Annotated in this window: 18 protein-coding genes; 9 read left to right on the top strand and 9 right to left on the bottom strand. The window is 66.1% G+C overall.

Annotated features, from left to right (window positions below; all coding sequences use genetic code 11):
• Positions 1-36: 36 nt before the first annotated feature.
• Both LSF15_RS10295 and LSF15_RS10305 read right to left on the bottom strand, forming a co-directional pair.
• Positions 37-714 carry a hypothetical protein gene (locus LSF15_RS10295; RefSeq protein WP_232498444.1) on the bottom strand — a complete coding sequence of 226 codons (678 nt, stop codon included), beginning with the start codon at positions 712-714 and terminating at the stop codon, positions 37-39.
• 383 nt (positions 715-1,097) lie between these two features.
• Positions 1,098-1,904, bottom strand: coding sequence for an oxidoreductase (locus tag LSF15_RS10305; protein ID WP_372459975.1), 807 nt, complete (start codon positions 1,902-1,904; stop codon positions 1,098-1,100).
• An 8-nt stretch (positions 1,905-1,912) separates the two neighbouring features.
• Between LSF15_RS10305 and LSF15_RS10310 the strand changes: the two genes are divergently transcribed.
• The 4 genes from LSF15_RS10310 (at position 1,913) to LSF15_RS10325 (ending at position 4,664) form a co-directional block, all read left to right on the top strand.
• On the top strand, positions 1,913-2,296 hold the full coding sequence (locus LSF15_RS10310) for a hypothetical protein (protein ID WP_232498445.1): 384 nt from the start codon (positions 1,913-1,915) through the stop codon (positions 2,294-2,296).
• Between the two features lie 225 nt (positions 2,297-2,521).
• The gene (locus LSF15_RS10315; protein ID WP_232498446.1) at positions 2,522-2,857 is read left to right on the top strand and encodes an ArsR/SmtB family transcription factor; all 336 of its coding nucleotides are present in this window, start codon (positions 2,522-2,524) and stop codon (positions 2,855-2,857) included.
• Positions 2,850-3,107, top strand: coding sequence for a hypothetical protein (locus LSF15_RS10320; RefSeq protein ID WP_232498447.1), 258 nt, complete (start codon positions 2,850-2,852; stop codon positions 3,105-3,107). The genes LSF15_RS10315 and LSF15_RS10320 overlap by 8 nt, the downstream gene beginning before the upstream one ends.
• Positions 3,108-3,221: 114 nt before the next feature.
• On the top strand, positions 3,222-4,664 hold the full coding sequence (locus LSF15_RS10325) for an alpha/beta hydrolase family protein (RefSeq protein WP_232498448.1): 1,443 nt from the start codon (positions 3,222-3,224) through the stop codon (positions 4,662-4,664).
• A 112-nt stretch (positions 4,665-4,776) separates the two neighbouring features.
• On the opposite strand, the gene LSF15_RS10330 is transcribed toward LSF15_RS10325, so the two are convergent.
• Positions 4,777-7,377, bottom strand: a complete 2,601-nt coding sequence (locus LSF15_RS10330; protein WP_232498449.1) for an ATP-dependent Clp protease ATP-binding subunit — start codon at positions 7,375-7,377, stop codon at positions 4,777-4,779.
• A 189-nt stretch (positions 7,378-7,566) separates the two neighbouring features.
• On the opposite strand from LSF15_RS10330, the gene LSF15_RS10335 reads away from it, so the two are divergent.
• Positions 7,567-9,894, top strand: coding sequence for a P-loop ATPase, Sll1717 family (locus tag LSF15_RS10335; protein ID WP_232498450.1), 2,328 nt, complete (start codon positions 7,567-7,569; stop codon positions 9,892-9,894).
• A gap of 445 nt (positions 9,895-10,339) precedes the next feature.
• Here LSF15_RS10335 and LSF15_RS10340 read toward each other — a convergent pair whose 3' ends face one another.
• Entirely contained in the window at positions 10,340-11,809 is a 1,470-nt protein-coding gene (locus tag LSF15_RS10340) for a restriction endonuclease (RefSeq protein ID WP_232498451.1), read from the bottom strand.
• A gap of 316 nt (positions 11,810-12,125) precedes the next feature.
• On the opposite strand from LSF15_RS10340, the gene LSF15_RS10345 reads away from it, so the two are divergent.
• Together LSF15_RS10345 and LSF15_RS10350 are read left to right on the top strand one after the other, a co-directional pair.
• A complete protein-coding gene (locus LSF15_RS10345; protein ID WP_232498452.1) occupies positions 12,126-12,695 on the top strand; it encodes a PadR family transcriptional regulator in 570 nt (189 codons plus the stop codon).
• Positions 12,696-12,700: 5 nt separating this feature from the next.
• A complete protein-coding gene (locus tag LSF15_RS10350; protein ID WP_232498453.1) occupies positions 12,701-14,461 on the top strand; it encodes an ABC1 kinase family protein in 1,761 nt (586 codons plus the stop codon).
• 35 nt (positions 14,462-14,496) lie between these two features.
• Here the strand turns inward: LSF15_RS10350 and LSF15_RS10355 are convergent, their stop codons facing one another.
• The 3 genes from LSF15_RS10355 to LSF15_RS10365 all read right to left on the bottom strand — a co-directional run bounded on the left by LSF15_RS10355 (position 14,497) and on the right by LSF15_RS10365 (position 17,687).
• Positions 14,497-16,494, bottom strand: coding sequence for a phospholipase D-like domain-containing protein (locus LSF15_RS10355; RefSeq protein ID WP_232498454.1), 1,998 nt, complete (start codon positions 16,492-16,494; stop codon positions 14,497-14,499).
• Between the two features lie 271 nt (positions 16,495-16,765).
• Positions 16,766-17,317 (bottom strand): sigma-70 family RNA polymerase sigma factor family protein, encoded by a 552-nt coding sequence (locus tag LSF15_RS10360; RefSeq protein ID WP_232498455.1) that lies wholly within the window; start codon positions 17,315-17,317, stop codon positions 16,766-16,768.
• A gap of 67 nt (positions 17,318-17,384) precedes the next feature.
• Positions 17,385-17,687: a serine hydrolase gene (locus tag LSF15_RS10365; protein WP_232498456.1), complete on the bottom strand. Its 303-nt coding sequence runs from the start codon at positions 17,685-17,687 to the stop codon at positions 17,385-17,387.
• Positions 17,688-17,986: 299 nt separating this feature from the next.
• Between LSF15_RS10365 and LSF15_RS10370 the strand changes: the two genes are divergently transcribed.
• Positions 17,987-19,216, top strand: a complete 1,230-nt coding sequence (locus tag LSF15_RS10370) for a serine hydrolase domain-containing protein (RefSeq protein ID WP_232498457.1) — start codon at positions 17,987-17,989, stop codon at positions 19,214-19,216.
• Positions 19,217-19,224: 8 nt separating this feature from the next.
• On the top strand, positions 19,225-20,430 hold the full coding sequence (locus LSF15_RS10375) for a serine hydrolase domain-containing protein (RefSeq protein ID WP_232498458.1): 1,206 nt from the start codon (positions 19,225-19,227) through the stop codon (positions 20,428-20,430).
• Between the two features lie 99 nt (positions 20,431-20,529).
• Here the strand turns inward: LSF15_RS10375 and LSF15_RS10380 are convergent, their stop codons facing one another.
• Complete coding sequence (locus LSF15_RS10380; RefSeq protein WP_232498459.1) at positions 20,530-20,913, bottom strand: type II toxin-antitoxin system death-on-curing family toxin; 384 nt, start codon at positions 20,911-20,913, stop codon at positions 20,530-20,532.
• A gap of 21 nt (positions 20,914-20,934) precedes the next feature.
• The gene (locus LSF15_RS10385) at positions 20,935-21,111 is read right to left on the bottom strand and encodes a ribbon-helix-helix protein, CopG family (protein ID WP_232498460.1); all 177 of its coding nucleotides are present in this window, start codon (positions 21,109-21,111) and stop codon (positions 20,935-20,937) included.
• Between the last annotated feature and the right edge of the window lie 25 nt (positions 21,112-21,136).

A 21,136-nucleotide genomic window follows, 5' to 3' on the forward strand; every position in this document is an offset into this window, starting at 1 on the left:
GATCGATGCTGCGGCGGCTCCGCTCGGCCGCCCCGCCTAGTGCGATGCAGCCCAGTTCGTCAGAACGGTCAGGCTGATGCCCGACTGGGATTCGCGCTTGCTCAACCCGAGCGCGCTCGCGATCTGGCTCGCCGAGCATCCGCCGGCGTCGATCACGGTGTGGCCCGACGCCTTGCCGGTGCCATCCACGAACCGACCGGTCGAGAGGGCATAGTACTTGCCCGCGACCTTGCGGGACACGCTGTCGGGGAGGATGGTGCCGGCGCACGAGTCGGCCGAGTTCGCCACGCCGTCGCGGTCGGTGTCGGTGGTGGTGGTCGTGCCGCCGGTCGAGCACGTGAACGTCCAGGTGAGGCTCGAGGGCCGGGTGCCGGACGTCTTGAGCGACCAGCCGAGGTTGAATGTGCTGCCGTACGGGGCGGTGTACTTCAGGCCGGATGTCGCCGGGGCGGAGTAGAACATGAAGTTGAGGCCCGAGCTGACGCTCAAGAAGATCTCGTCGCCGATGCGCGCCGGAGAGACGGTTGCGCCGATCACCTCGCCGGCCTTCAGGCTGACGGAACTGCGGTTGACCGTGTCGGCCGTCACGGTGAGGCCGTTGAAGTGGGCGCAGGTGTAGGTCGAGGTGGCCGTCGCGGTCTGGCCGGAGGGCTGAGGCTTCGCCGCGGACGCGGGCGCGACGGCGGTCGTCGCGGCCAGCGCCAAGCCGATCATGGCGCCGATGGCAGCCAGACGAGAGGTACGTGCACGTGCTCGCATGTTGGGGCACTCCTTGCCTTCAGGTCGCGGTATCGCCATTGACACCGCGCCCGTCGAGCGGGCGCGATACATGAGATTTCCTATCAGTTCAGGCTGAATGACGCCACTGTGCTCGCCTCGATGAGCGGAATCTCCTTGCCATCGAGCACGCGAAGCGGCTCAGCCAGGAGGATCGTGGACATCGGCGCGCATCGTGATACTCCTCCCGGCCGTCGTCGACTGACGGTGTGCGGCGAACGTATCTGGCCATGGATGTCACGACGAACGCCCGGCCCTCGCGTTGAGGGCCGGGCGTTCGGGGTCTCGATACGGCGCTGGCGCGCCTACTCGACCGACGGCTACGCGGCGAGTGAGACGGTCGCGCGCGGCACCGGCGCGACGACGAACTCGCCGCCCGCGGCATCCACTCGCACGCCCTCGCCGTCGCCGAGCGCACCGCTGACGAACAGGTCGCTGATGCGGTCGTCGATCTCGCGCTGGATCACGCGACGCAGCGGACGGGCACCGTACTCGGGCTCGTAGCCGCGCTCCGCGAGCAGCGCCACCGCGGCATCCGTCACCTCGAAGGTGACCTCGCGCGCAGACAGGCGAGCGGCGCTGCGACGTGAAATGCCGTTCCATTCCGTGCGGATGGCACCCGGCTGGATGACGACGACGCGGATGCCGTGCGGCTCGAGCTCGACGCGGAGCGAGTCACTCAGGCCCTCGACCGCGAACTTCGTGGCGTGGTACCAGGCTCCGAGCGGTTCGTAGATGCGTCCGCCGATGGAGGAGATGTTCACGATGGCGCCGGAACGGCGTGCGCGCATTCCCGGCAGCACGAGCTGGGTAATGCGGGCGAGGCCGAACACGTTGACCTCGAACTGACGCCGCGCCTCGCCGATCGGCACGTCTTCGAGAGCGCCGTACGACCCGTAGCCTGCGTTGTTGACGAGCACGTCGATGCGCCCCTGTTCCGAGTCGATGCGGTCGACCGCGGCGCGGACGGACGCGTCATCCGTCACGTCCATGGCGATCGCGTGGCCGCCGGCGTCGACGAGCGCCGACATGCGGTCCACCCGCCGCGCGGCGCCGTAGACGGTGAAGCCGCGGCGCAGCAGTTCGAGTGCGGTCTGCTCGCCGATGCCGGACGAGGCACCGGTCACCAGAGCAGTTGTTCGACGCCGTATTCGCCGCCCTCATCGCCCGGTTGGTCGCCGAGAATCCCATCGACGCCCAGCACCTCGACGAATATGCGGGTGATCTCGTCGACTCCTATCTCGAGCGCCCCGAGCTCGTTCGTCTCGCGCTGTGGGACCGCCTCGAGCGCGGCGGCGCCGGCATGCGCTCGCCCGAGCTATTGGCAACGGATGCCGCGAAGGCGGCCGCCATCGCCGACGCCCAGGCATCCGGCGTGGTCTCGACCCGGTTCGACGCCGCCGAGGCCCTCGCGATCATCATCGTGGTCGCGTCGATCCTGCCGCTCGTGCTCGACGACACCTCCGACGCGAGGGTCCGCGAGGTGGTGACGACCGCGGTCACCCGTCTCCTTGGCTGACCATAGCGTCGACCGCGACATGCTAGCCCCGATGCAGTTCGGATGACCAAGGCCCGGCCCTCCTCAGGAGGGCCGGGCCGTCGCTCGTAGCCGCGCTCCGCGAGGAGCGTGGTTGCACTGCGTCTGCAGAGACGCCTCTCGGTGTACGAGTACGGGAACCATGGACAACTATTGACAGTAGTGTTTGCACCTGCAATACTTTGTTGGCACATGCAAGGAGAAAGCTTGAGTGAGTACACCGGGGACGAAATGATGCGCATCATGGCGGCGCTGTCCAACCCGCACCGAATGCGCGTGGTCGCCACGCTCGTTCGGGGCGCCACCTACGTGAGCCAACTCGCTCGCGAGCTGGAGATCAGCAGGCCGCTGCTGCAGGTTCACCTCCGCCGCCTCGAGGCAGCCGGCCTCGTCACCTCACAACTGCAGATCTCGGAAGAGGGGAAAGCAATGAAGTTCTATTCCGTGCAACCGTTCGCACTGCAACTGAGTCCGGAGACGATCGCGCGCGGCGCGAACTCCCTCACGTTGCCCGACGCAGAGAAAGGGGGCGAACATGAGTGAGGGGCTGCTCGTCTTCCTCGCCATCGCCGGACTGCTGAGCATCATCCTCGTCGTGATCATCTGGCAGCTCGCCTCGACGTGGCGTGCCAAGGCGGCACTGGTTCGAGAGGGTGAATATCGCAAGCTCGGCGAACGCGCGGTCGCCAGCCACGAAGCGACGCAACGCCAACTCGACGGCGTTGCATCGCAACTCGCCGAGGTCCAGGCGCGACTGGTCGCGATCGAGAAAGTCCTCACCGTCATCGATTGACGCAAGGCCCCGGGTTACCGAGTAGGCGCTCGGCAACCCGGGAGAAGACCGCCGTACACGCCCAAAGGCGTGCTCTGAACACGACAAGATCTCCACCGAAAGGATAGGCGCATCATGCTGCCTACAACCATGGCCCGGCTCGCAGTGTCGACATTGATCGTCGCACTCGGCATCGCCGCATCATCGACCCCGGTCGCCGCTGAGGAGCACAGCGGCTCCGCGTACACCACTGAAGACGTGTCGTTCGAGAACGACGGCCTCACCCTGCATGGCACGGTGCTCATTCCGTCGGCACAACCTGCGGCTCCCGCCGCGACGCCGTTTACGGGTGATCCGCGTCATCCGGCCGTCGTGATCGTGTCAGGGTCGGGTGCGCGCGAGCGCTCCGACTACCTGGAGGAGGCCCGCGCGTTCGCGGCATCCGGAATCGTCACCCTCATCTACGACAAGCGCACAGTCGGGTACTCGCTCACAGAGCGCTCGTATGCGCAGTTGGGCGACGACGCGGTCGCGGGTCTTCGACTGCTGCAGGCTCGCCCCGACGTCGATCCGGCACGCGCCGGAATGTGGGGGCACAGCGAAGGCGGCTGGGTGGTGCCATTGGCCGCGGCTTCACACGACGAGGTCGGATTCGTCATCCTGGCCGGGGCCAGCGCCCACCCGCCAGCGGAGGTGCAGGCGTGGAGCACCTGCCGGTATCTCGTGCAGTCGGGATTCCCCGAGCGATTGTGCGGGCCGGTCGGAGTCAACCTGACTCGCCTGATGGTCGAAGGCGGCCTGTTCCCCGAAGCCGCCTACGACCCGTTGCCCGCCCTGGATCAGGTGCGCGTCCCGACGCTCGTCCTGCTCGCCGAGTTCGACCAGTCGACGGCTCCCCTCACCAGCGCGCGCCTGTTCTCCGAGACGCTCAGCAGATCGACGGATGCCACGGTGTGCGTGGTGCGCCGGGCCGACCACGAATTCCACACCAGTCGGAACGGCTTCGACGGCGACGAGCACTTCGCGAACGGCTACGTGCACCTCGCGCCCGCCTGGGTCGGCAGCCTGGAGAATGGTTCGTTCGACTGCCCGTCCCCGATCGCCGCGCAGCAGGTCGGCGCGCCCGAGCCGCTCGGGCCGCTCGCGTGGTACGAGTCGATTGGGATGCATGCCGTGGCCGGGTTCGTGCTCCTCGTGGCGTTCCTGTCCTACCCGGTCTCGGCTCTGGTGCGACGTCTGAGAGGGCAACGGGAACCCGGTCCAGCGGCGTGGCCCGCGCGTCTCGTTTCGGCCGCGGGTCTCGTCACGCTGCTCGGAACGGTGTGCCTGCTCGGCTACGTGATGGCGACGGGCGCGACCGAGCCGATCGGGCCGGTCGTTCTCGGACGCCCAGCGGTCTGGCTGCTCCTTCAGCTGCTCGCGTTGGTGGTCGTCGGCGCTGCGGCTTGGACCGGGATCGCGTGGTGGCAGGCGCGCGATCGGGTCGCTGTCGGCGCGGGCGTCAGGTTGGGCACGTTGCTCGCCGGCGCGATCGTCTTGGTGCCGTGGGCGGCGTGGTGGGGGCTGTTCACGGTGTGACGGGTCTGCGTCCGTGCGCACAAGCCTGACTGAGAGATGACGAACGCCCGGCCCTCGTGATGAGGGCAGGGCGTTCGCTATTCCGCACTTCGGTACCGCGGATGCCGCGCGCTTACGCCGCTTGCACCAGCTCCACGGTCGCGCGCGGAACCGGCACGACGACGAACTCGCCGTCTGCGGCATCCACTCGCACACCCTCGCCGTCGCCGAGCGCACCGCTGACGAACAGGTCGCTGATGCGGTCGTCGATCTCGCGCTGGATCACGCGACGCAGCGGACGGGCACCGTACTCGGGCTCGTAGCCGCGTTCCACGAGCAGCGCCACCGCGGCATCCGTCACCTCGAAGGTGACCTCGCGCGCAGACAGGCGAGCGGCGGATGCCCCAAGCATGAGCCGCACGATCTGCTCGAGCTGCGGCTGGTCGAGCTTCTGGAACAGCACGATCTCGTCGATGCGGTTCAGGAACTCGGGCCGCATGGCCTCGCGCACCTTGCCCATGACCCGCTGGCGCACGTCGTCCTGCGACGAGAACCCAGAGCCATCAGCCGATGCCACGAACCCGAGCGCACCCGAGCGCGACGCGAGGAACTCCGAACCGAGGTTCGAGGTCATCACGATCACCGTGTTGCGGAAGTCGACCGTGCGACCCTGGCCGTCGGTGAGGCGTCCGTCGTCGAGCACCTGCAGCAGCAGGTTGAACACGTCGGGGTGCGCCTTCTCGATCTCGTCGAACAGCACGATCGAGTACGGGTTGCGCCGCACGCGCTCGGTGAGCTGGCCAGCCTCGTCGTACCCGACATAGCCGGGAGGGGCGCCGACGAGCCGCGACACGGTGTGCCGCTCGCCGAACTCGCTCATGTCGAAGCGCACGATCGCCTGCTCGTCGTCGAAGAGCGACGACGCCAGCGCACGCGCCAGCTCGGTCTTGCCGACACCCGTCGGCCCGAGGAACAGGAACGATCCGACCGGACGCTTGGCGTCGCCCATGCCCGTGCGGCTGCGGCGCACGGCCTTGGCGACCGCGGTGACCGCGTCGTCCTGGCCGATGACGCGCGCGTGCAGCTCGCCTTCAAGGTCGCCGAGGCGCTCGCGATCGCTCTCGGTGAGGCGGTTCACCGGAATCCCGGTGGCCCGCGAGATCACCGCGGCGATCTCGGCCTCGTCGATGACGGCACTCTGCTGGTTGAGGAGGCCGCCCGCGGCCGTCTCGAAACCCTTCGAGCTCGCCTCATCCAACTTCGCCTGCACCTTAGAGATCTCATCCCGAATCCGCGACGCCTCTTCATAATGCTCGGCCCCGACGGCAGCGTTCTTATCAGCCTCGAGCGTCGCGAGACGCTCGATGAGGGCCGACACGTCGACCTTCACGCCGAGCCGCAGGCGCAGTCGCGCCCCGGCCTGGTCGATGAGGTCGATGGCCTTGTCGGGCAGCACGCGGTCGGTGAGGTACCGGGCCGACAATTCGACCGAAGCCCTCAGCGCGGCATCCGTGTACTGAACACCGTGGTGCTCTTCATACGCGGGCTTCAGGCCGTGCAGGATCAGCACGGCGTCTTCGATGCTCGGCTCGCCGACCTTCACCGGCTGGAACCGGCGCTCGAGCGCAGGGTCCTTCTCGATGACGCGGTACTCCTTGAGCGTCGTCGCACCCACGAGGTGCAGCTCACCGCGCGCGAGGCGCGGCTTGAGGATGTTGCCTGCGTCGGTGCCGCCGTCGCCCGATCCGCCCGCACCGACCACGGTGTGGATCTCATCGATGAACACGATGAACTCGCCCTTGTTGGCGGCGATCTCCTCCATGGTCTTGGTGAGGCGCTCCTCGAAGTCGCCGCGGTAGCGGGTGCCGGCGAGCATGCCGGGCAGGTCGAGCGAGATCACTCGCTTGCCCAGCAGGGCCTCGGGCACCGACTCCTCGACGATCGCGCGGGCGAGGCCCTCGACGATCGCCGTCTTGCCGACGCCGGCCTCACCGATCAGCACCGGGTTGTTCTTGGTGCGACGGCTGAGGATCTCGATGGTCTGCTCGATCTCGTCGACCCGCCCGATCACGGGGTCGAGCTCGCCGTTCTCGGCCAGCTCCGTGAGGTCGGTGCCGAACTTGTCGAGCATCGGGGTTGTAGTGGATTGAGGAGGCGCGCCAGCGCCGTCTCGAAATCCTTCAGCCCCGTCTCGAAATTCGCCTGCGTCAACACCATCGCGCAGACCCTGCGTGAGGGCCTCGGCGGTGACGCCCGCGCGCGCGAGCACCTGGCCGGCAGGGGCATCTTGCCCCAGCACGAGCGCGAAGAAGAGGTGCTCGGGGTCGATGTACGTCGAGCCGCTCGAGCGCGCCACCTGGTAGCTGTGGAACAGCGCACGGCTCGCGCTCGGGGTGATCGTGGCCGAGTTGATGTCGGCCGTCTCACCCGAACCGGGCAGGCGCGCCTCGGTCGCAGTGATGATGCGCTCGGGGGCGACGCCGATGCGCTCGATCGCCTGCTTCACGGCCTCGTCTTCGACGATGACGCGCAGGATGTGCAGGGCGTCGAGCTCGGTCTGGCCGCGCTCGAGCGCGAAGCGTCCTGCCTGCTGCAGGATGCCTTGCGTGCGGGCGGTCAGGAACCGGCTGAGGTCGATCGACCGAGCCTGACGCGCCTGCTCTCCCGCTAGATACCGGGACAGGAACTCGTCGAACGAGCTCGAGCCGGCTTCGGGGTTGAAGTCTTCGGGCACCAATCCTCCTGGGAACTTGAGTTGGGTACGCTCAAGTTCAACAAGGTGGGGGCGTGGGTATTCCCAGCGCGACTGCGATTCCTCGCGACAAGCGCAACCTCGACATCCGGGCTATGGCATCGTGTGGGTATGACGGGCACACCACTGTTCTTTGCATACAGCAGTCACTCATCTCTGCGAGCGGAGACTATGCGCGACACGGCAGCCCGCCTAAACGACTTCGAAACAGTAGCTTCCACATGGGAAGACCTTCCAATAGAGGGCCGCACGCTGATCGCGGAAATCTGCGCGAGGATCGACGAGTCAGACGCACTGCTGGCCGAGGTGAGCGATCTCAACAACAATGTGCTATTCGAGGCTGGCTTCGGACTTGCGCGGAACAAGCACCTTTGGCTAGCAGTGGACGACACTGACGTGGAAGCGTTGCGTCTCTGGGACGAGCTGTCCATCCTCTCAACGATTGGACGAGTTGACTACGCGGGCAATGTTGACAGGCTCGCCGAGCGCTGGATTGAGAAGAACCCAACGCTCGAGCCGGCGACTCTCCTTGGGACGCTGCTGGCGTCGGGAAAGGCCCGAGAGTCCGACGCGGTCTTCGCTCCGACCGTGCCGGTACGTTTTCAAGCCGTTCAAACGCTCGAGAAGTACCTGGAACGGCGTACCGATCTCAAAGTGCTCGGTGGCGGCGATGACCTCGGGTTGGCACCGCTTGACTTTTATGTGAAGCAGATTTATCAGTCCTCCGCGGCAATCTTCCACTTGCTCGGTCCACACCGTCACCGAGCAAGGATCCACAACGCGCGCGCCAGCTTTATGGCAGGCATCGCACACGGGTTTGATCTGCCACTGCTGATGGTGGCTGAGGATGGCTTCAAGTCACCCTTGGATTACAAGGACATGCTCTATACCTACTCCAGCGCCGCGAAACTCCAGGAGCAGGTTGGTCACTGGCTGGACAGCGTGCCGAAAGCAGCAGGTACCAACAAACGACTCGGGCGCCTCGCCCTCGATATTGAACTCCCCCTGGAGAGCTTCGGCCAATACGTCGCCGAGTATGAGCGCGAAGAGCTAAATGACTACTTCATTGACACCAGTGAGTTTCGCTCGATCATGGCAGGGACTGCGAAGGTGTTCGTCGGCCGGAAGGGGACCGGTAAGACGGCGACTATGAGTCAAGCGGTGATCGAGCTCCGAAAGGACAGGCGAAACCTAGTCGTTGCCATCAAACCGTCAGCATACGAACTTGCAGGGCTAGTGGAAGTTGTCCGTGGGCTCGGCCCCAGTTCGGAGTATGTCCTCCTCTCACTTTGGACTTACCTCATCTACACAGAGATCGCCACCCGCACTATCACATTCGCCAGTGAACGCCCCGCAAGCACTGGAACGAATGCCGCTTACCTTGCTCTCGAATCGGAGCTGAACGATCTGGGCATCCGGTCGGACGACGACATGTCCGCACGACTGGAAAAGGCCGTCGCGAGCCTGAGCAACAAGAACCGACGTGCGGATGAAACTGATCAAGAGTTCATTGCGCGAGAACTCAAGACCAACCGACTCGGTCGATTGAGGGACCTAATTCTCGAGACACTTCGCGACTTTCAGCGGGTTGCGGTGCTGATCGACAATCTTGACAAGGCTTGGGAACATGGTGCCGATTATGAGGTGATGTCCAAGTTCATCCTCGCTCTACTCTCCGCGATCGGGCGTGTTGAGAAGGACTTCGCGAAGCCGCCCAGAGGGCTCGACCCGGTCAATGTGACGCTGACGGTGTTCCTCCGAACCGATATTTACGATCGGGTTGCAGGCTTCGCGCGCGAACCCGACAAGATCGGCGTCCTGGCCGTCCAATGGCAGGACGAGGAATTGTTAGTCCGCGTCCTGGAGGAGCGATACGCCGCGAAACGATCAAAGAAGAATCGCAACGGCGTCGCCCCAGACATGTGGGAAGAAGTCTTTGCTGGCGAGGTTCGCGGGCTTCCCACGCGGGACTACTTTCTGTGGCGCACGCTTCCTCGCCCCCGCGACCTCATCTACTTTGCCAACGCCGCCCTTACGACCGCGATTAATCGTCGCCACCACGCGATCGAGAGCAGCGACGTGGTATTCGCAGAACATCAGTACTCTAAGTTCGCGATCGACGCACTGCTCGTCGAAAGCGATGCGGAACCTTTCGATCTTGAGGAACTGCTGTTCGAGTTTGCTGGCGTGGACTCCACGCTTGGCGGTGCCGAACTCGAGGGCCTCCTGTCCGCTGCAGAGTCGCCGAGCGACGTGCGCCAATGGCTGATTCGAACGTCGTTCCTCGGTATTGAAGTGCGTCAAGGGGAGTTCATTCATGTGGAGGGCGAAACTGCCGCGAAGCGAAAACTCAAGGTGGCTGAGCGAAGCGCTTCAAACGGTGGGGAGGATATCAGATTCCGGGTGCATCCAGCATTCCGTAGTTACTTGGAGATTCGAGACGACGACTTACACCACCCAGACGTTCGTGACACGACGCTAACCGAGAGTGCGAAGTAAGGCTTGAGCGGCTATGGCAGAAGTGGGGTGATCTAAAGACCACGCCTGACTTGGCGTGCTTGGCGACCAACTCCCAGCAAGTGCGGCTTGGTTTGCTAGGCCTACCGCGCGGACGATGCTAGACACACCACGTGACCGCCCACGCCCGCACGCGGTCACGGCTGCATGGTTTCGTGGGACACCACCTGACCAAACGTCTCGGGCCGCGAGACATCCGTTGTCATCTCCCGCCAGACCGACGTCGACACCAGCGATGTCGATGCGCTCAGGAGAGGTTCGATGTGTGCGAGGTCCTCGCCCACTGCACCTATCGGGTTACACATCGAAGATCCGCGAACGCGATCGAGCCGGCGCGGGCAAGATTAATGCGTGGCATCCTGCCAGCGCGCGGCCCGACCGCAGATCGCTGCACCACGACTCGCAGCAGGTAGGCGAACATCTTCCCCTATCTCCTGTCAAAGAACAGCACGAACTCGCGCGGCACAACGAAGTGGGTCGCTGCCACGGCGCCGTCATATTCGGCTTGAAGTGGCATTTGTGCGTCGTCGGGAAGCATGCCCTTACTCTTCAGCACGTTTGCAATTCTGTTAGTTGGACGTGTGAATCCTTTAAGCATGCGATCTGGCGGGAAGCCCGCATACGCATAGACCTCGCCACGCGTAATGATGCCGCCATTACGCGAAGCAATTTCAATAATCCGAGCCTGGACTGGTGCCTCCAGTCGAAGTCGGACCATGAGTTCTTGAATCGCCGCCCAGCTCCACGCTGCTTCGTCGAGATCGCTCCGCCGTTCGGGACGAAATGCGAACTCGCGATTTTGGCGTTCCGTGCGGGCAATTCTCCATAGCTCGGGTGCTGTGCTTTCGATCTGGATCGGCTCGAATGCTAGCTCTACCTCGTTGCCATCAACGCTCACAGTGAGCAGGCCCGTGCGGTCATCTCCGTCAGTCGTCGGAGCTCCGCCAAGCAGCCACGGTTCAATCCCGGGCGCCGTGGCTAACCGAAGCGTCACTGGGCGGTCACCCTGCTGCGCAATCAGCGCCCACTCACCGTTTGCGGCGTCTTCGCCGGCAAAGACGATCCTGATGTCTCGCCTGGCTTCGCGCGCATCGCCGAAGAAGACTGCGGCGTCGACGGGCTCGTCGGGCACGAGCACAGCGATGAATGGGGTAGCTGTGAAGGCGAAATACATTGCTAGGTCTGAGTCAGCGGCCTCCGCGGCGATCCGCGCAAGTCGATCGATCGGAAGGCCCCCGTTCGTCGTCGCATTCTTGGCGGCTGCCTCCGCGCTCGACAAGCTTTCGAAGTCGTCCGCCCTAGATTGACCCGGCAACGTTCCGAATGCGCCTCGCAGAGCATCCCGAACTTGACCGATGGGGAAGCGGTCGACGCCAACGTCCGACGCAAGGTCGAATAATGCGTTAGCAATGCGCGCTGCCAGTTGGAGAATCGGCTCGAACGCGGGCGCGCTCAAGTCGATGAGGGAGAGTTGATGCGCAAGCGCATATGACTGCGCATCTTGAGTGAACCCGCTCGCTGAGAACAGTGCATACCTGTAGACATGGCGTGTCTTGAGCCCGGCTGCTTGGGCGGCCGCTGTGGAGAAGTGCTCGTTCACGTCGTTTAGCACGCCCACCGCATTGCGGACGTCGGCCAAGGAGGTTTTCCCTGTTCGGTACTTGGCCTCCACGAACAGTCTTATTGGGAAGGTGAAGGGCAATGCGAGACGCAGTTGCCCGAGTACGTCAGCCTGATGATCTGCTCCACGGCCACGAACACGTAGGCCGTTTGGCCCAGCCACCAAAGCGAATGCGTCTTGGTCCGCGTCGACAAGCAGCTCATACCCACTGGCCCGGAGGAGTTCGGCGAGCAGTTCTTCGAGCACATGGCCCCTCACTGCACTGATTGTGATCACATGTGGACTGTATCGATCGGAACTCATGACAGGTGATCTGACCCAACGGCGGTGCGCGGGACTCCCATCGACTCGACGGAATGTTCGCCATCCGCGGGTGCCGACGCCGGGTGTCGACTCGCGCTCGAGCTGGCAACGGAAGACGACGCAGAGCGATACCTGAATGTCGTCTGCCCCGGCGCGGCCTGCGCGTCACCCGACACGGCTGACGCGCTCAGGTCGACCCCGAATTCACGGTCTACCCCGGAGGACCCGAACGATATATCGTTGATATATCGTCGAGACCCGGGCGAGCGCCCGGTTCAGGGAGGACATCATGACCGGTTCATTCATGGGCGACGGCTTCACCGGTTCCACGGGCGGGTGGGGGCAGGGCGGCTCCGGAGGTGGCCTGTGGGAGGCCATGGAACAGCTCCGTGGCATGTTCGAGCAGAAGGTCGCGCCGCGGATGAGCCGCGGCGACGTGCGCGCGGCGGTGCTCGCGCTGCTCGCCGAGCGGCCGATGCACGGCTACCAGATCATCAGCGAGATCGCCGAGCGCAGCGGCGGCGCGTGGAAGCCGAGCGCGGGCTCGGTGTATCCGACGCTGCAGCTGCTCGCCGACGAGGGGCTCATCAGCGCAGAGGAGGCGGACGGCCGCAAGACCTACTCGCTGACCGAAGCGGGGCGGGCCGAGGCCGAGGCATCCGCTGATCGTCCGGCACCGTGGCAGACGTCGGGCGCGCGCGATTCCGGCACGGTCGGGGCGCTCCCGAAGGCCGGCATCGAGCTCGCACAGGCGGCGGCGCAGGTCGGGCGCACGGGCACTCCCGATCAGGTCAAGCAGGCGGTCGAGGTGCTCGACGACGCGCGTCGTCGTCTCTACTCGATCCTCGCTCAGGACTGACCTCGGTGCCCTCGGCACGTCGGCGTCCAGCAGACTCGACGCCCGATGTCGGTAACACACGCGCCCGCTACCGGCGGATCCTGCGGTTCGCCGCGCGACACATCATCCAGATCTGGTGGTTCGAGCTGGTCCTGCCTCGCTTCGGCCTGGCGAAGGTCGCGGCGCGCGGGCGCGAAGCGCGGCTGACTCGCATCGCCCAGCGCTTCCACGTGCTCGCGGTCGACCTCGGCGGCCTCATGATCAAGGTCGGCCAATACCTGTCGTCGCGACTCGACGTGCTGCCGCCCGAGATCACGAAGGAGCTCGCCGGGCTGCAAGACGAAGTGCCGCCCGTGCCGTTCGACGCGATCCGGCGCCTCGCCGAGGCCGAGCTGGGCGTTCCGCTCGAGCGCGCGTACGCGTGGTTCGACGAGGCACCGCTGGCCGCGGCATCCCTCGGTCAGGCGCACCGCGCCCGGCTGTCGCCGATCGATGCGGCCGACATGGGATACGACGAAGCCGTCGTCAAGGTGCAGCGACCGGGCATCGAGACGATCGTCGACGTCGACCTGTCGGCGCTGCGCCGCGTCGCCGGATGGCTCAGCCGCGTAAGACTCGTCTCGGACCACGTCGACGTCCCCTCGCTCGTCGAGGAGTTCGCCGCCACGAGCCTCGAAGAGATCGACTACCTGCAAGAGGCGCGCAACGCCGAACGGTTCGCCGCGAGCTTCGCCGGCGACCCGCGCGTCGCCGCGCCCGAAGTCGTCTGGGAGCGCACGACGCGACGGGTACTGACGCTCGCCGACGTGACGGCGATCAAGATCAACGACACCGAGTCGCTGGTGGCGGCGGGCATCGACCCGAAGGCGGTCGCGAAGCAGTTCGCGACCGTCATGTTCGACCAGCTCTTTCGCGACGGCTTCTTCCACGCCGACCCGCACCCCGGCAACATCTTCGTCACGCCGGTCGAGCAGATGACGGATGCCGCGTCGCCGGCTTCGAGCGTGACGGATGCCGCCGCGCCGGCTTGGCGGCTCACCTTCATCGACTTCGGCATGATGGGCGAAGTGCCCGACGGACTGCGCCGCGGCCTGCAGCAGGTCATCGTCGCGATCGCCGCGCGCGACGGCAAGCGCCTGGTCGACAGCATCCGTGGGGTCGGCATCCTGCTGCCATCGGCCGATACGGCTGAGCTCGAGCGAGCGATGACCGAGCTGTTCGCGCGCTTCGGAGGCATGGGCCTCGCCGAGGTGCGGCAGATCGACGAGCGCGAGCTGCGCAGCTTCGCGATCGAGTTCGGCGAGGTGATGCGGGCGCTGCCGTTCCAGCTGCCCGAGAACTTCCTGCTCGTCATCCGGGCGATGTCGCTGACGTCGGGCATGTGCAGCTCGCTCGACCCCGACTTCAACATGTGGGACGCCGTCGAGCCCTACGCCGCGCAACTCCTGCGCGACGAGCGCGGCAACTTCGTGCAGGCGCTCGGGCAGCAGGCGCTGTCGGTCGCGAGCACCGTCGCGCGGCTGCCGCAGCGCCTCGATGCGCTCGCAGACCGCATCGAGGAGGGGCGCCTGGTCGCGAACTCGCCGCGGCTCGAGCAGCGGATGGAGCGGCTCGAGCGCACGACCCGTCGTATCGTCTCAGCGGTGTTGTTCGTCGGCCTGTTCGTCGGCGGCATCCTGCTTCGCGTCGACGAGCCGGTGTGGGGCGGCGTGCTGATCGCGGTGTCGGTGCTCCCGCTGCTGCATGCCCTGTTCGCCGGGGTGTTCGGGCGGCGCGGGCCACGGTGACTGGCAGCGCTGATCGCGCTGTGACAGATGGTCAATCAGATCATCGGCGGGAAAGGTACGGGCGCCACGAAGCGCGCGACAGAGGCCGGCACCGCGTGCGGTCCGGAGTAGCTCCAGATCTTGTCCCAATAGTCTCGGATGAACGCTTGGGTCTCTGCCTTCCCCTCGACCAGGTGCCCGTACTCCTGCAGGCCGTGCGGGGTGCCCGACAGGTAGAGATTGTCGGATCCGACATAGAACAGGGAATCGTCGACGATGTATACCTTGGCGTGATTGGCTGCGTTCTTCTTTGACCCATCCACCTCCCAGTACGAGATGTCGTCCGCGTAGTGCAGCCGTGCGACGGAAAGCCTGGAATTCAGTTCGCTCAAGATGCCGCTGTATGAGGCCGGAGTGGGAGGTCGACTCACCACGACAGGCGTACCGCTGATCGTCGATGTCAGCGCGAGATGTGCCCACTGCGAGAAGTCGTCCAGGTGCGCTGGGATCAGGGCGTGGTCGAGAATATCAAGCGCAACCGCGACGTAGATCGTTGCGATGGCATCGAGCACCTGTTGGAGGTTTCCTTCGTAGCCGCCTTCGCTTAGCGGCACGTCGTTGCTCACGACGATCTGGACCTTGACTCCCGCGCGAAGCGCCAGAACCAGAGCCAGAATGGTGGCGAAGTCGAAGCCGCCGTCGAGCGAGGTCGCGCTGAAATAGAGCGTCTGCTGCGAGATCCGGATGATCTGGGTCGCACTCCGGAATGCCATCACCCGAGCACTGACGCTCGCGTTCGTTGCAATGGTCAGATCGCCCGCGACGCCGTGACCCAGACGACCCAGCGAAAGCATTCGAGTCGAACCCGTCTGATTGGGAGGCGGAAGGGTCGGCGTCGCGAAGTCCGCCGGATGGGCGCGTGACCACGACCCGGCCTTCAACACGCCCCCGTCGGAGGCCGCCTTCCAAACCTCACCGCAGAACCCGTGTGCGCACCTGACCGCAGAACCGGTGATCAGACCCGACACGTCGTGCACCGGGTTCAACCCCAGGTAGTTCGTCGCCCACAGGTTGTGGCCACCTACGAGAGCCTGTCGACCGTCCGCTGCCACGATCTTCGAGTGGTTCCAGGAGGTCAGCAAGGTGGACTGCGTGAATGAGGCCACGACCGGGAATGCCACTTGGCCGAGTGTGAGGCCCGCCTGCTTCAGGAGAAGTTCGAACCAATTGAACAGCAACATCGGGGGATGCAATCCCCGCGGGGAAGGCGCCGCTTCACCGACGAGGATTCGGACGAGCGGGTTCCTCCCTGCATGGACTAGGGCCGCGAAACCATCCGCGAGTGCACTCAAGAAGCCGCCGTCCGGCATGCCAGGGACCTTCAGGTCCAGTGCCCCGTTCCAGAGAAGCGTGATGTCGAGAATCGTAGTGGCGCTCGCCACGGTATCCCGCAGGTCGGAGAGGAATTTGAGCGACCCCGCAGTCGGCTCCACGACGGTGGGTCCCTCGCCCCAGACGTGTGGGGTGTCGCGGAGAGCGAATGTGTTGTCGGTCGTCAACTCGTACGTGATCCCCCGGAACGAGCCGCCTTCACTCCCGATGACGCCCGCGATGAGATCCAACGTCGAATTCTCCGGGGGGTAGGCGTAGAACGCGACGACTCCTTCGGTCCACCCATAGTCGTTGCGCACTTGCGTGTCGTAGAAGTAGCGGTCCACGCCCGACTTCGCGCGGTGACTGTAGATCGGCACCGTGCCGTTCACCTGCGCTGGAAACGCGTAGAACACCACGGTGCCGTCGTGCCACCCGTGTATGTTCGGAATCTTGGTGTCCAGGAAGTATCGATCCGGCCCGGACTTCGCGCGGTGCTGGTAGATGGGGACCGCCCCGTCTACCGGCGCCCCATGCGCGCGGAACGCGCGGACGCCGTCGCTCCAGCCGTGCGCGTTCGGGAGTTGCCGGTCGTAGAAGTATCGGTCAGGGGCGCCCGCCTCATGGCGATACACCGCGACAACCCCGTCCGACTTCGTTTCGACACTCGACAGCATCGGCATCGTGACCCTCCCCCACGGTCTGGGCGCGCATCGCGAACACTCGCGCACGGCTACCCGGCGATCCCCTGCGCCGACGGTACTGCCTGACGCGATTCGCCGCCACGCCCGTTCGGGGGGAAAAGCGGGGGGGGGGGGGGGGAACGCGGTGCGGCTCAGTCGGCGATCCAATGCCGCGACTCAGCGCCGCCGCGCGGCATGAGGCGGATGACGGGGAGGACGCGGCGACCAGTATCGCTGCCCGCCCGAACTGGAGCCCCGCCCGAGGCATCCGCTACCGCGCCAACTCCGTCGCCTCGTCGAGCCGACCGAGCTTGTTCGGATTGGCGATCGAGAAGATCCGCGTGATCCGTCCGCCTTCGATCTCGAAGTAGACCGCACCGGCCAGCTCGCCGTCGACCTCGCCGCGGATCGCCGGATGGCCGTTCACCCACGTCGGCCACGCCTCGAATGCCACGCCGGCCTTCGCGAGTCCGCCAAGCAGGTAGCGGGGCATCTTGTCGGCGCCGTGGATCGGGCGCCGCGCGGCACCGCGCACGAGTCCGCCGCCGTCGGCGACGGAGACCACATCGGGTGCGAGCACATCCATCAGCCCCTGCAGGTCGCCCGAGTTGACCGCCGTGATGAACCTCGCGACGACCGCCTCCTGTTCGGCGCGGGCGACCGTGACACGCGGTCGCTGGGGGCGATGTGCTCCTTCGCGCGGTGGGCGATCTGCCGCACGGGTCACCTGCGACTTGTCGATCGAGTACGCGACACCGAGAAAGCAGTCGCGCGGCATCCTGCACACCGTCTCTTGTGCCCGGGTGGCGGACGCTGCCAGCATGGCCGCAACCCTACGATTTGGCGACGGAGAACCCGATGCCGACACGCTCGACCGCGCGCCGGCTGCCTCAGGTGAGCGGGAGCCCGATCGCCTCCGCGAGCGCGTCGCCGAGGTACACCGCCGGATCCGAACACGGGCCGGTGGTGCGCCCGCCGTTCGTGATCGGCGAACCGTCCGGGCACTCCCCCGACTTGATGTCGCTGTCGACCATGACGATGAGGGTGGTGCCGGTCTCGGGATGGTGCTGCACGACGGTGTTGTAGCCGGGGAGCTCTCCGGTGTGGCCGTACCAGCCGTTCGCGAGGCCGAAGCCGTAGGCGCGGGCCGGACTCTGTGCTCCATCGGAACCGTCCGGAAGGTACACCGGCACGTCGAAGTCGAACGGGTCGATGCGTTGTTGCTGCCCCTCCGGCGAGAGCAGTCCCTCGCCTGCCCGAGATCGAGACGAGGCAGGCCGCGCACCAAAGCTCGTTCGACCCCTGAAGTGGGGCAGATCCGGTTCGGCATCGGCGCGCGCAGGGGGCGTAGTGTCACGGGTGGGAGCACCTGCTCCGGCCCCGCGATCCGGATCCCTAGCCTCAGCGAGGGGCGACGGCATGGTCACGATGTCTCGTGTCCATGCCGAGCGCGATCTGAGCTGCGTCCCGCGCGACGCCGAGGGGCCTGGTCATGCGGAATCCGAAATGGGTGGTCGTCGCGGTCGCGGCGGTCACCGTCTTTCTGTTGAGCGGATGCGTCGCCACAGCGTCGGACGTCGCGGAGACCGACGGCGAGACGTCCGTCCCCACAGATTCCGGCTCGCTGGATCCTGAACTCGTCGAGCAGCTCGAAGCAGCGCTCGATGCGGGGTTCGCGACATCCGGACTGCCTGGAGTCATCGTCGGTGTGTGGATCCCCGGCGAGGGCGAGTGGGTCTCGGCGCGGGGCGAGTCCGAGGTCGGCACCGGCGAGCCGATCGGCCGCGACAACCAGCAGAAGATCGGCAGCATCACCAAGACGATCGTCTCGACGGTCATGCTGCAGGTGATCGGCGAGTCCGACTTCGACATCAGTCTCGACGACACGCTCGACCGGTGGTATCCCGAGTTCCCCGAGGCATCGAACATCACGGTACGGATGCTGCTGAACCACTCGAGCGGCACCGGCGAGGCCGGCCGGGCCCAGGTCGACCGCATCTGCAGCGCCCCGTACGCCGTCCCGACGTCCGATGAGCTCATCGCGGTCAGCGCGGCGACCCCCCGCGCCGACTTCGCTCCGGGTGAAGGATTCGAGTACGCCAACACGAACTACTTCCTCCTCGGCGGCATCCTCGAGCAGGTCACCGGCACCGACCTCGCGACGCTCGTCCACGACCGCATCACCGAGCCCTTCGACATGGACCGCAGCCGGTTCGCGCCCGACGGCAAGGTCACTGCCCCGCTGACTCACGGCTACTCCGACTTCTGCCCTGAGCTCGGCGAACCGGCCGAAACCATCGACTGGTCGAACGGCGAAAGCTGGGCGGGTGGCGCCATGGTGTCGACGCTCGACGACCTCCATGCGTGGGGCGAGGCCCTCGGCGAGGGCGCGGGCGTGACCCCCGAGCTGCAGGCCGAGCGGTACGTGGACATCGCGGCGCTCCCAGGACAGACCGGAGCCGGGTACGGCCTCGGTACGGGTGTCGAGTACGACGTCGCGACCGGCTGCGTCACCAGCGTCTCGCACGCCGGCGCCGAGCCCGGGTACGGCTCGAACCTCGCGTACTACCCGCTGACCGGGGCGGTCCTCGCGATGCTGGGCAACGGCGACGGCGGAACGGGCGACGCGGTGGCGGAGGTCGGCAAAGCGCTGGCGCCGGTGCTGAATCCCACGCTCAAGGGGTCGCCGCCGACCGAGCCGTGCGCCGCGCCGTGGGGGTGACGGGCGTCATGCGGAATCCGAAATGGGCGGTCGTCGCGGCCGCGGCGGTCACCGTCTTCGCGCTGAGCGGATGCGTCGCCAGCGCGTCGGACGTCGCCTCGACCCCGCCGACACCCTCCACCACCGCCCTCGATCCCGAATTGCCTGCACAACTGGATGCCGCGCTCGACGAGGGCTTCGCGGCGTCGGGAATGCCCGGCGTCGTCGTTGGGCTGTGGATTCCCGGCCAAGACGAGTGGGTCGCCACCCGAGGCGTCTCGGATCTCGCCTCGAACCTGCCGATCGACCGTGCCAACCAGTCCAAGATCGGCAGCGTCACCAAGACCCTCGTCGGCACGGTCGCGCTGCAGGTCATCGGCGACGGAGCGGCCGGGCTCACCCTCGACGACACGATCGATGAGTGGTATCCCGACTTCCCTCTGGCGAACGAGATCACCGTGCGCATGCTCATGAACATGTCGAGCGGCATCGGCAGCCCGGGCCAGACGCAGCTCGACCGGATCTGCGCCGATCCGTACTCGACGATCACGCCCGATGAGATGATCGCCATCGGCGCAGCGACGCCGCGTGCGGACTTCGCACCTGGCCAGGGAGACAACTACTCGGGATACAACACCTTCCTGCTCGGACGCATTCTCGAACACACGACCGGCACCGACCTCAGCACGCTGATCGATGAGCACCTGCTCGAGCCGCTCGAGATGACTCGCAGCCGCTTCGCTCCCGATGGCGTGCTGGCCGAGCCCCTGAACCACGGCTACTCGGAGTTCTGCCCGGGGCTCCCGCAACCCACCGACACCACCGACTGGGCCAACCATGAAGCGTGGGCGGCCGGCGCCATGCTCTCGACGATCGACGACCTGCACACGTGGGGGCTCGCCCTCGGTGAAGGCTACGGGCTCACCCCCGAGATGCGAGCTGCCCGCATCGACGACCTCGCCCCCGGTACCACCGACGCGGGATACGGGTACGGGCTCGGGGTGAGCGTCCACATCGACCCGGACTCGGGATGCCTCCTCGACCTCAACCACAGCGGCGCCGAGCCGGGATACGGTGCGCACGTGCACTATTTCGAGGGCTCCGGCGCCGTGTTCGCCCTCATCGGCAACGGAGATGGCGGCACCGGCGAGGAGTTCTTCAAGATCGTCAAGGCGCTCCTCCCGGTGCTGCCGACGTCGGTGGCCGCCACGTCGAGCACTGCCTGTCTCGACTAGCGGACGCCAGGGAGCCAGTCGCTGCACGCGCAGAAGGCGCGGGCGTGGTCAGCGGGCGCCTACGGTACAGCCCGATTGTGCACGCTGCAGCTTGCGGTTCTACGCGAGCGGATGCATCCGTTCTCGAACCCAATGGGCGACGCCGTCCAGATCAACGTCGCCCGATGCGCCCGCGCGAAGGAACCGATCCCCCGTATCGACATCGCCGACCACCAGATCGACGCCATTGAGCTCGAGGAAGGCGGTCGCCACGAACCACCCCAGGCGCTTGTTGCCGTCGGCGAGCGCGTGATTGCGCATCACCGCCAGAAGGAGAACGGCCGCCTTCTCGTCGAGCGTCGGATGCACGTCTTCTCCGAAGACCGGCATCGGTGCGGCGAGCGCCGAGAGCAGCAGATTGCGACCGCGTGCACCGTCTTTGTAATGGAAGCCCTCCTCGTCGAGGAGGGCTTCCACATCTTCGGGATCGAGATATTCGGTCACTGAGCGAGGCGGTCGAGCAGGTCAGCCGCGGGCACGAACACGCTCGAATGCAGCGCGAGTGCGCGCGGACTTGTCGGCGCGAGCGGCGAGGTCGTCGAGAGCGATCTCGACGACTTCGGTCTTCGAGCGCCCGAACTTCGCAGCGAGGGCCGCGAGCAGTCGGTCGTGCTCCTCGTCGAGACGCAGGGTCATCGCCATCGTGGTTCCTTCCGTCGACGCCCAT

Origin of the sequence: Agromyces humatus, assembly GCF_021228295.1 — a bacterium.
Lineage (GTDB): Bacteria > Actinomycetota > Actinomycetes > Actinomycetales > Microbacteriaceae > Agromyces > Agromyces humatus.

What these genes read in the sequence shown, in the direction of transcription:
- LSF15_RS10370 (WP_232498457.1), top strand. Translation starts at nt 17,987, where the DNA reads ATGCGGAATCCGAAATGGGTGGTCGTCGCGGTCGCGGCGGTCACCGTC.
- LSF15_RS10345 (WP_232498452.1), top strand. Translation starts at nt 12,126, where the DNA reads ATGACCGGTTCATTCATGGGCGACGGCTTCACCGGTTCCACGGGCGGG.
- LSF15_RS10320 (WP_232498447.1), top strand. Translation starts at nt 2,850, where the DNA reads ATGAGTGAGGGGCTGCTCGTCTTCCTCGCCATCGCCGGACTGCTGAGC.
- LSF15_RS10385 (WP_232498460.1), bottom strand. Translation starts at nt 21,111, where the DNA reads ATGGCGATGACCCTGCGTCTCGACGAGGAGCACGACCGACTGCTCGCG.
- LSF15_RS10335 (WP_232498450.1), top strand. Translation starts at nt 7,567, where the DNA reads ATGCGCGACACGGCAGCCCGCCTAAACGACTTCGAAACAGTAGCTTCC.
- LSF15_RS10355 (WP_232498454.1), bottom strand. Translation starts at nt 16,494, where the DNA reads ATGCCGATGCTGTCGAGTGTCGAAACGAAGTCGGACGGGGTTGTCGCG.
- LSF15_RS10295 (WP_232498444.1), bottom strand. Translation starts at nt 714, where the DNA reads ATGATCGGCTTGGCGCTGGCCGCGACGACCGCCGTCGCGCCCGCGTCC.
- LSF15_RS10325 (WP_232498448.1), top strand. Translation starts at nt 3,222, where the DNA reads ATGCTGCCTACAACCATGGCCCGGCTCGCAGTGTCGACATTGATCGTC.
- LSF15_RS10360 (WP_232498455.1), bottom strand. Translation starts at nt 17,317, where the DNA reads ATGCTGGCAGCGTCCGCCACCCGGGCACAAGAGACGGTGTGCAGGATG.
- LSF15_RS10375 (WP_232498458.1), top strand. Translation starts at nt 19,225, where the DNA reads ATGCGGAATCCGAAATGGGCGGTCGTCGCGGCCGCGGCGGTCACCGTC.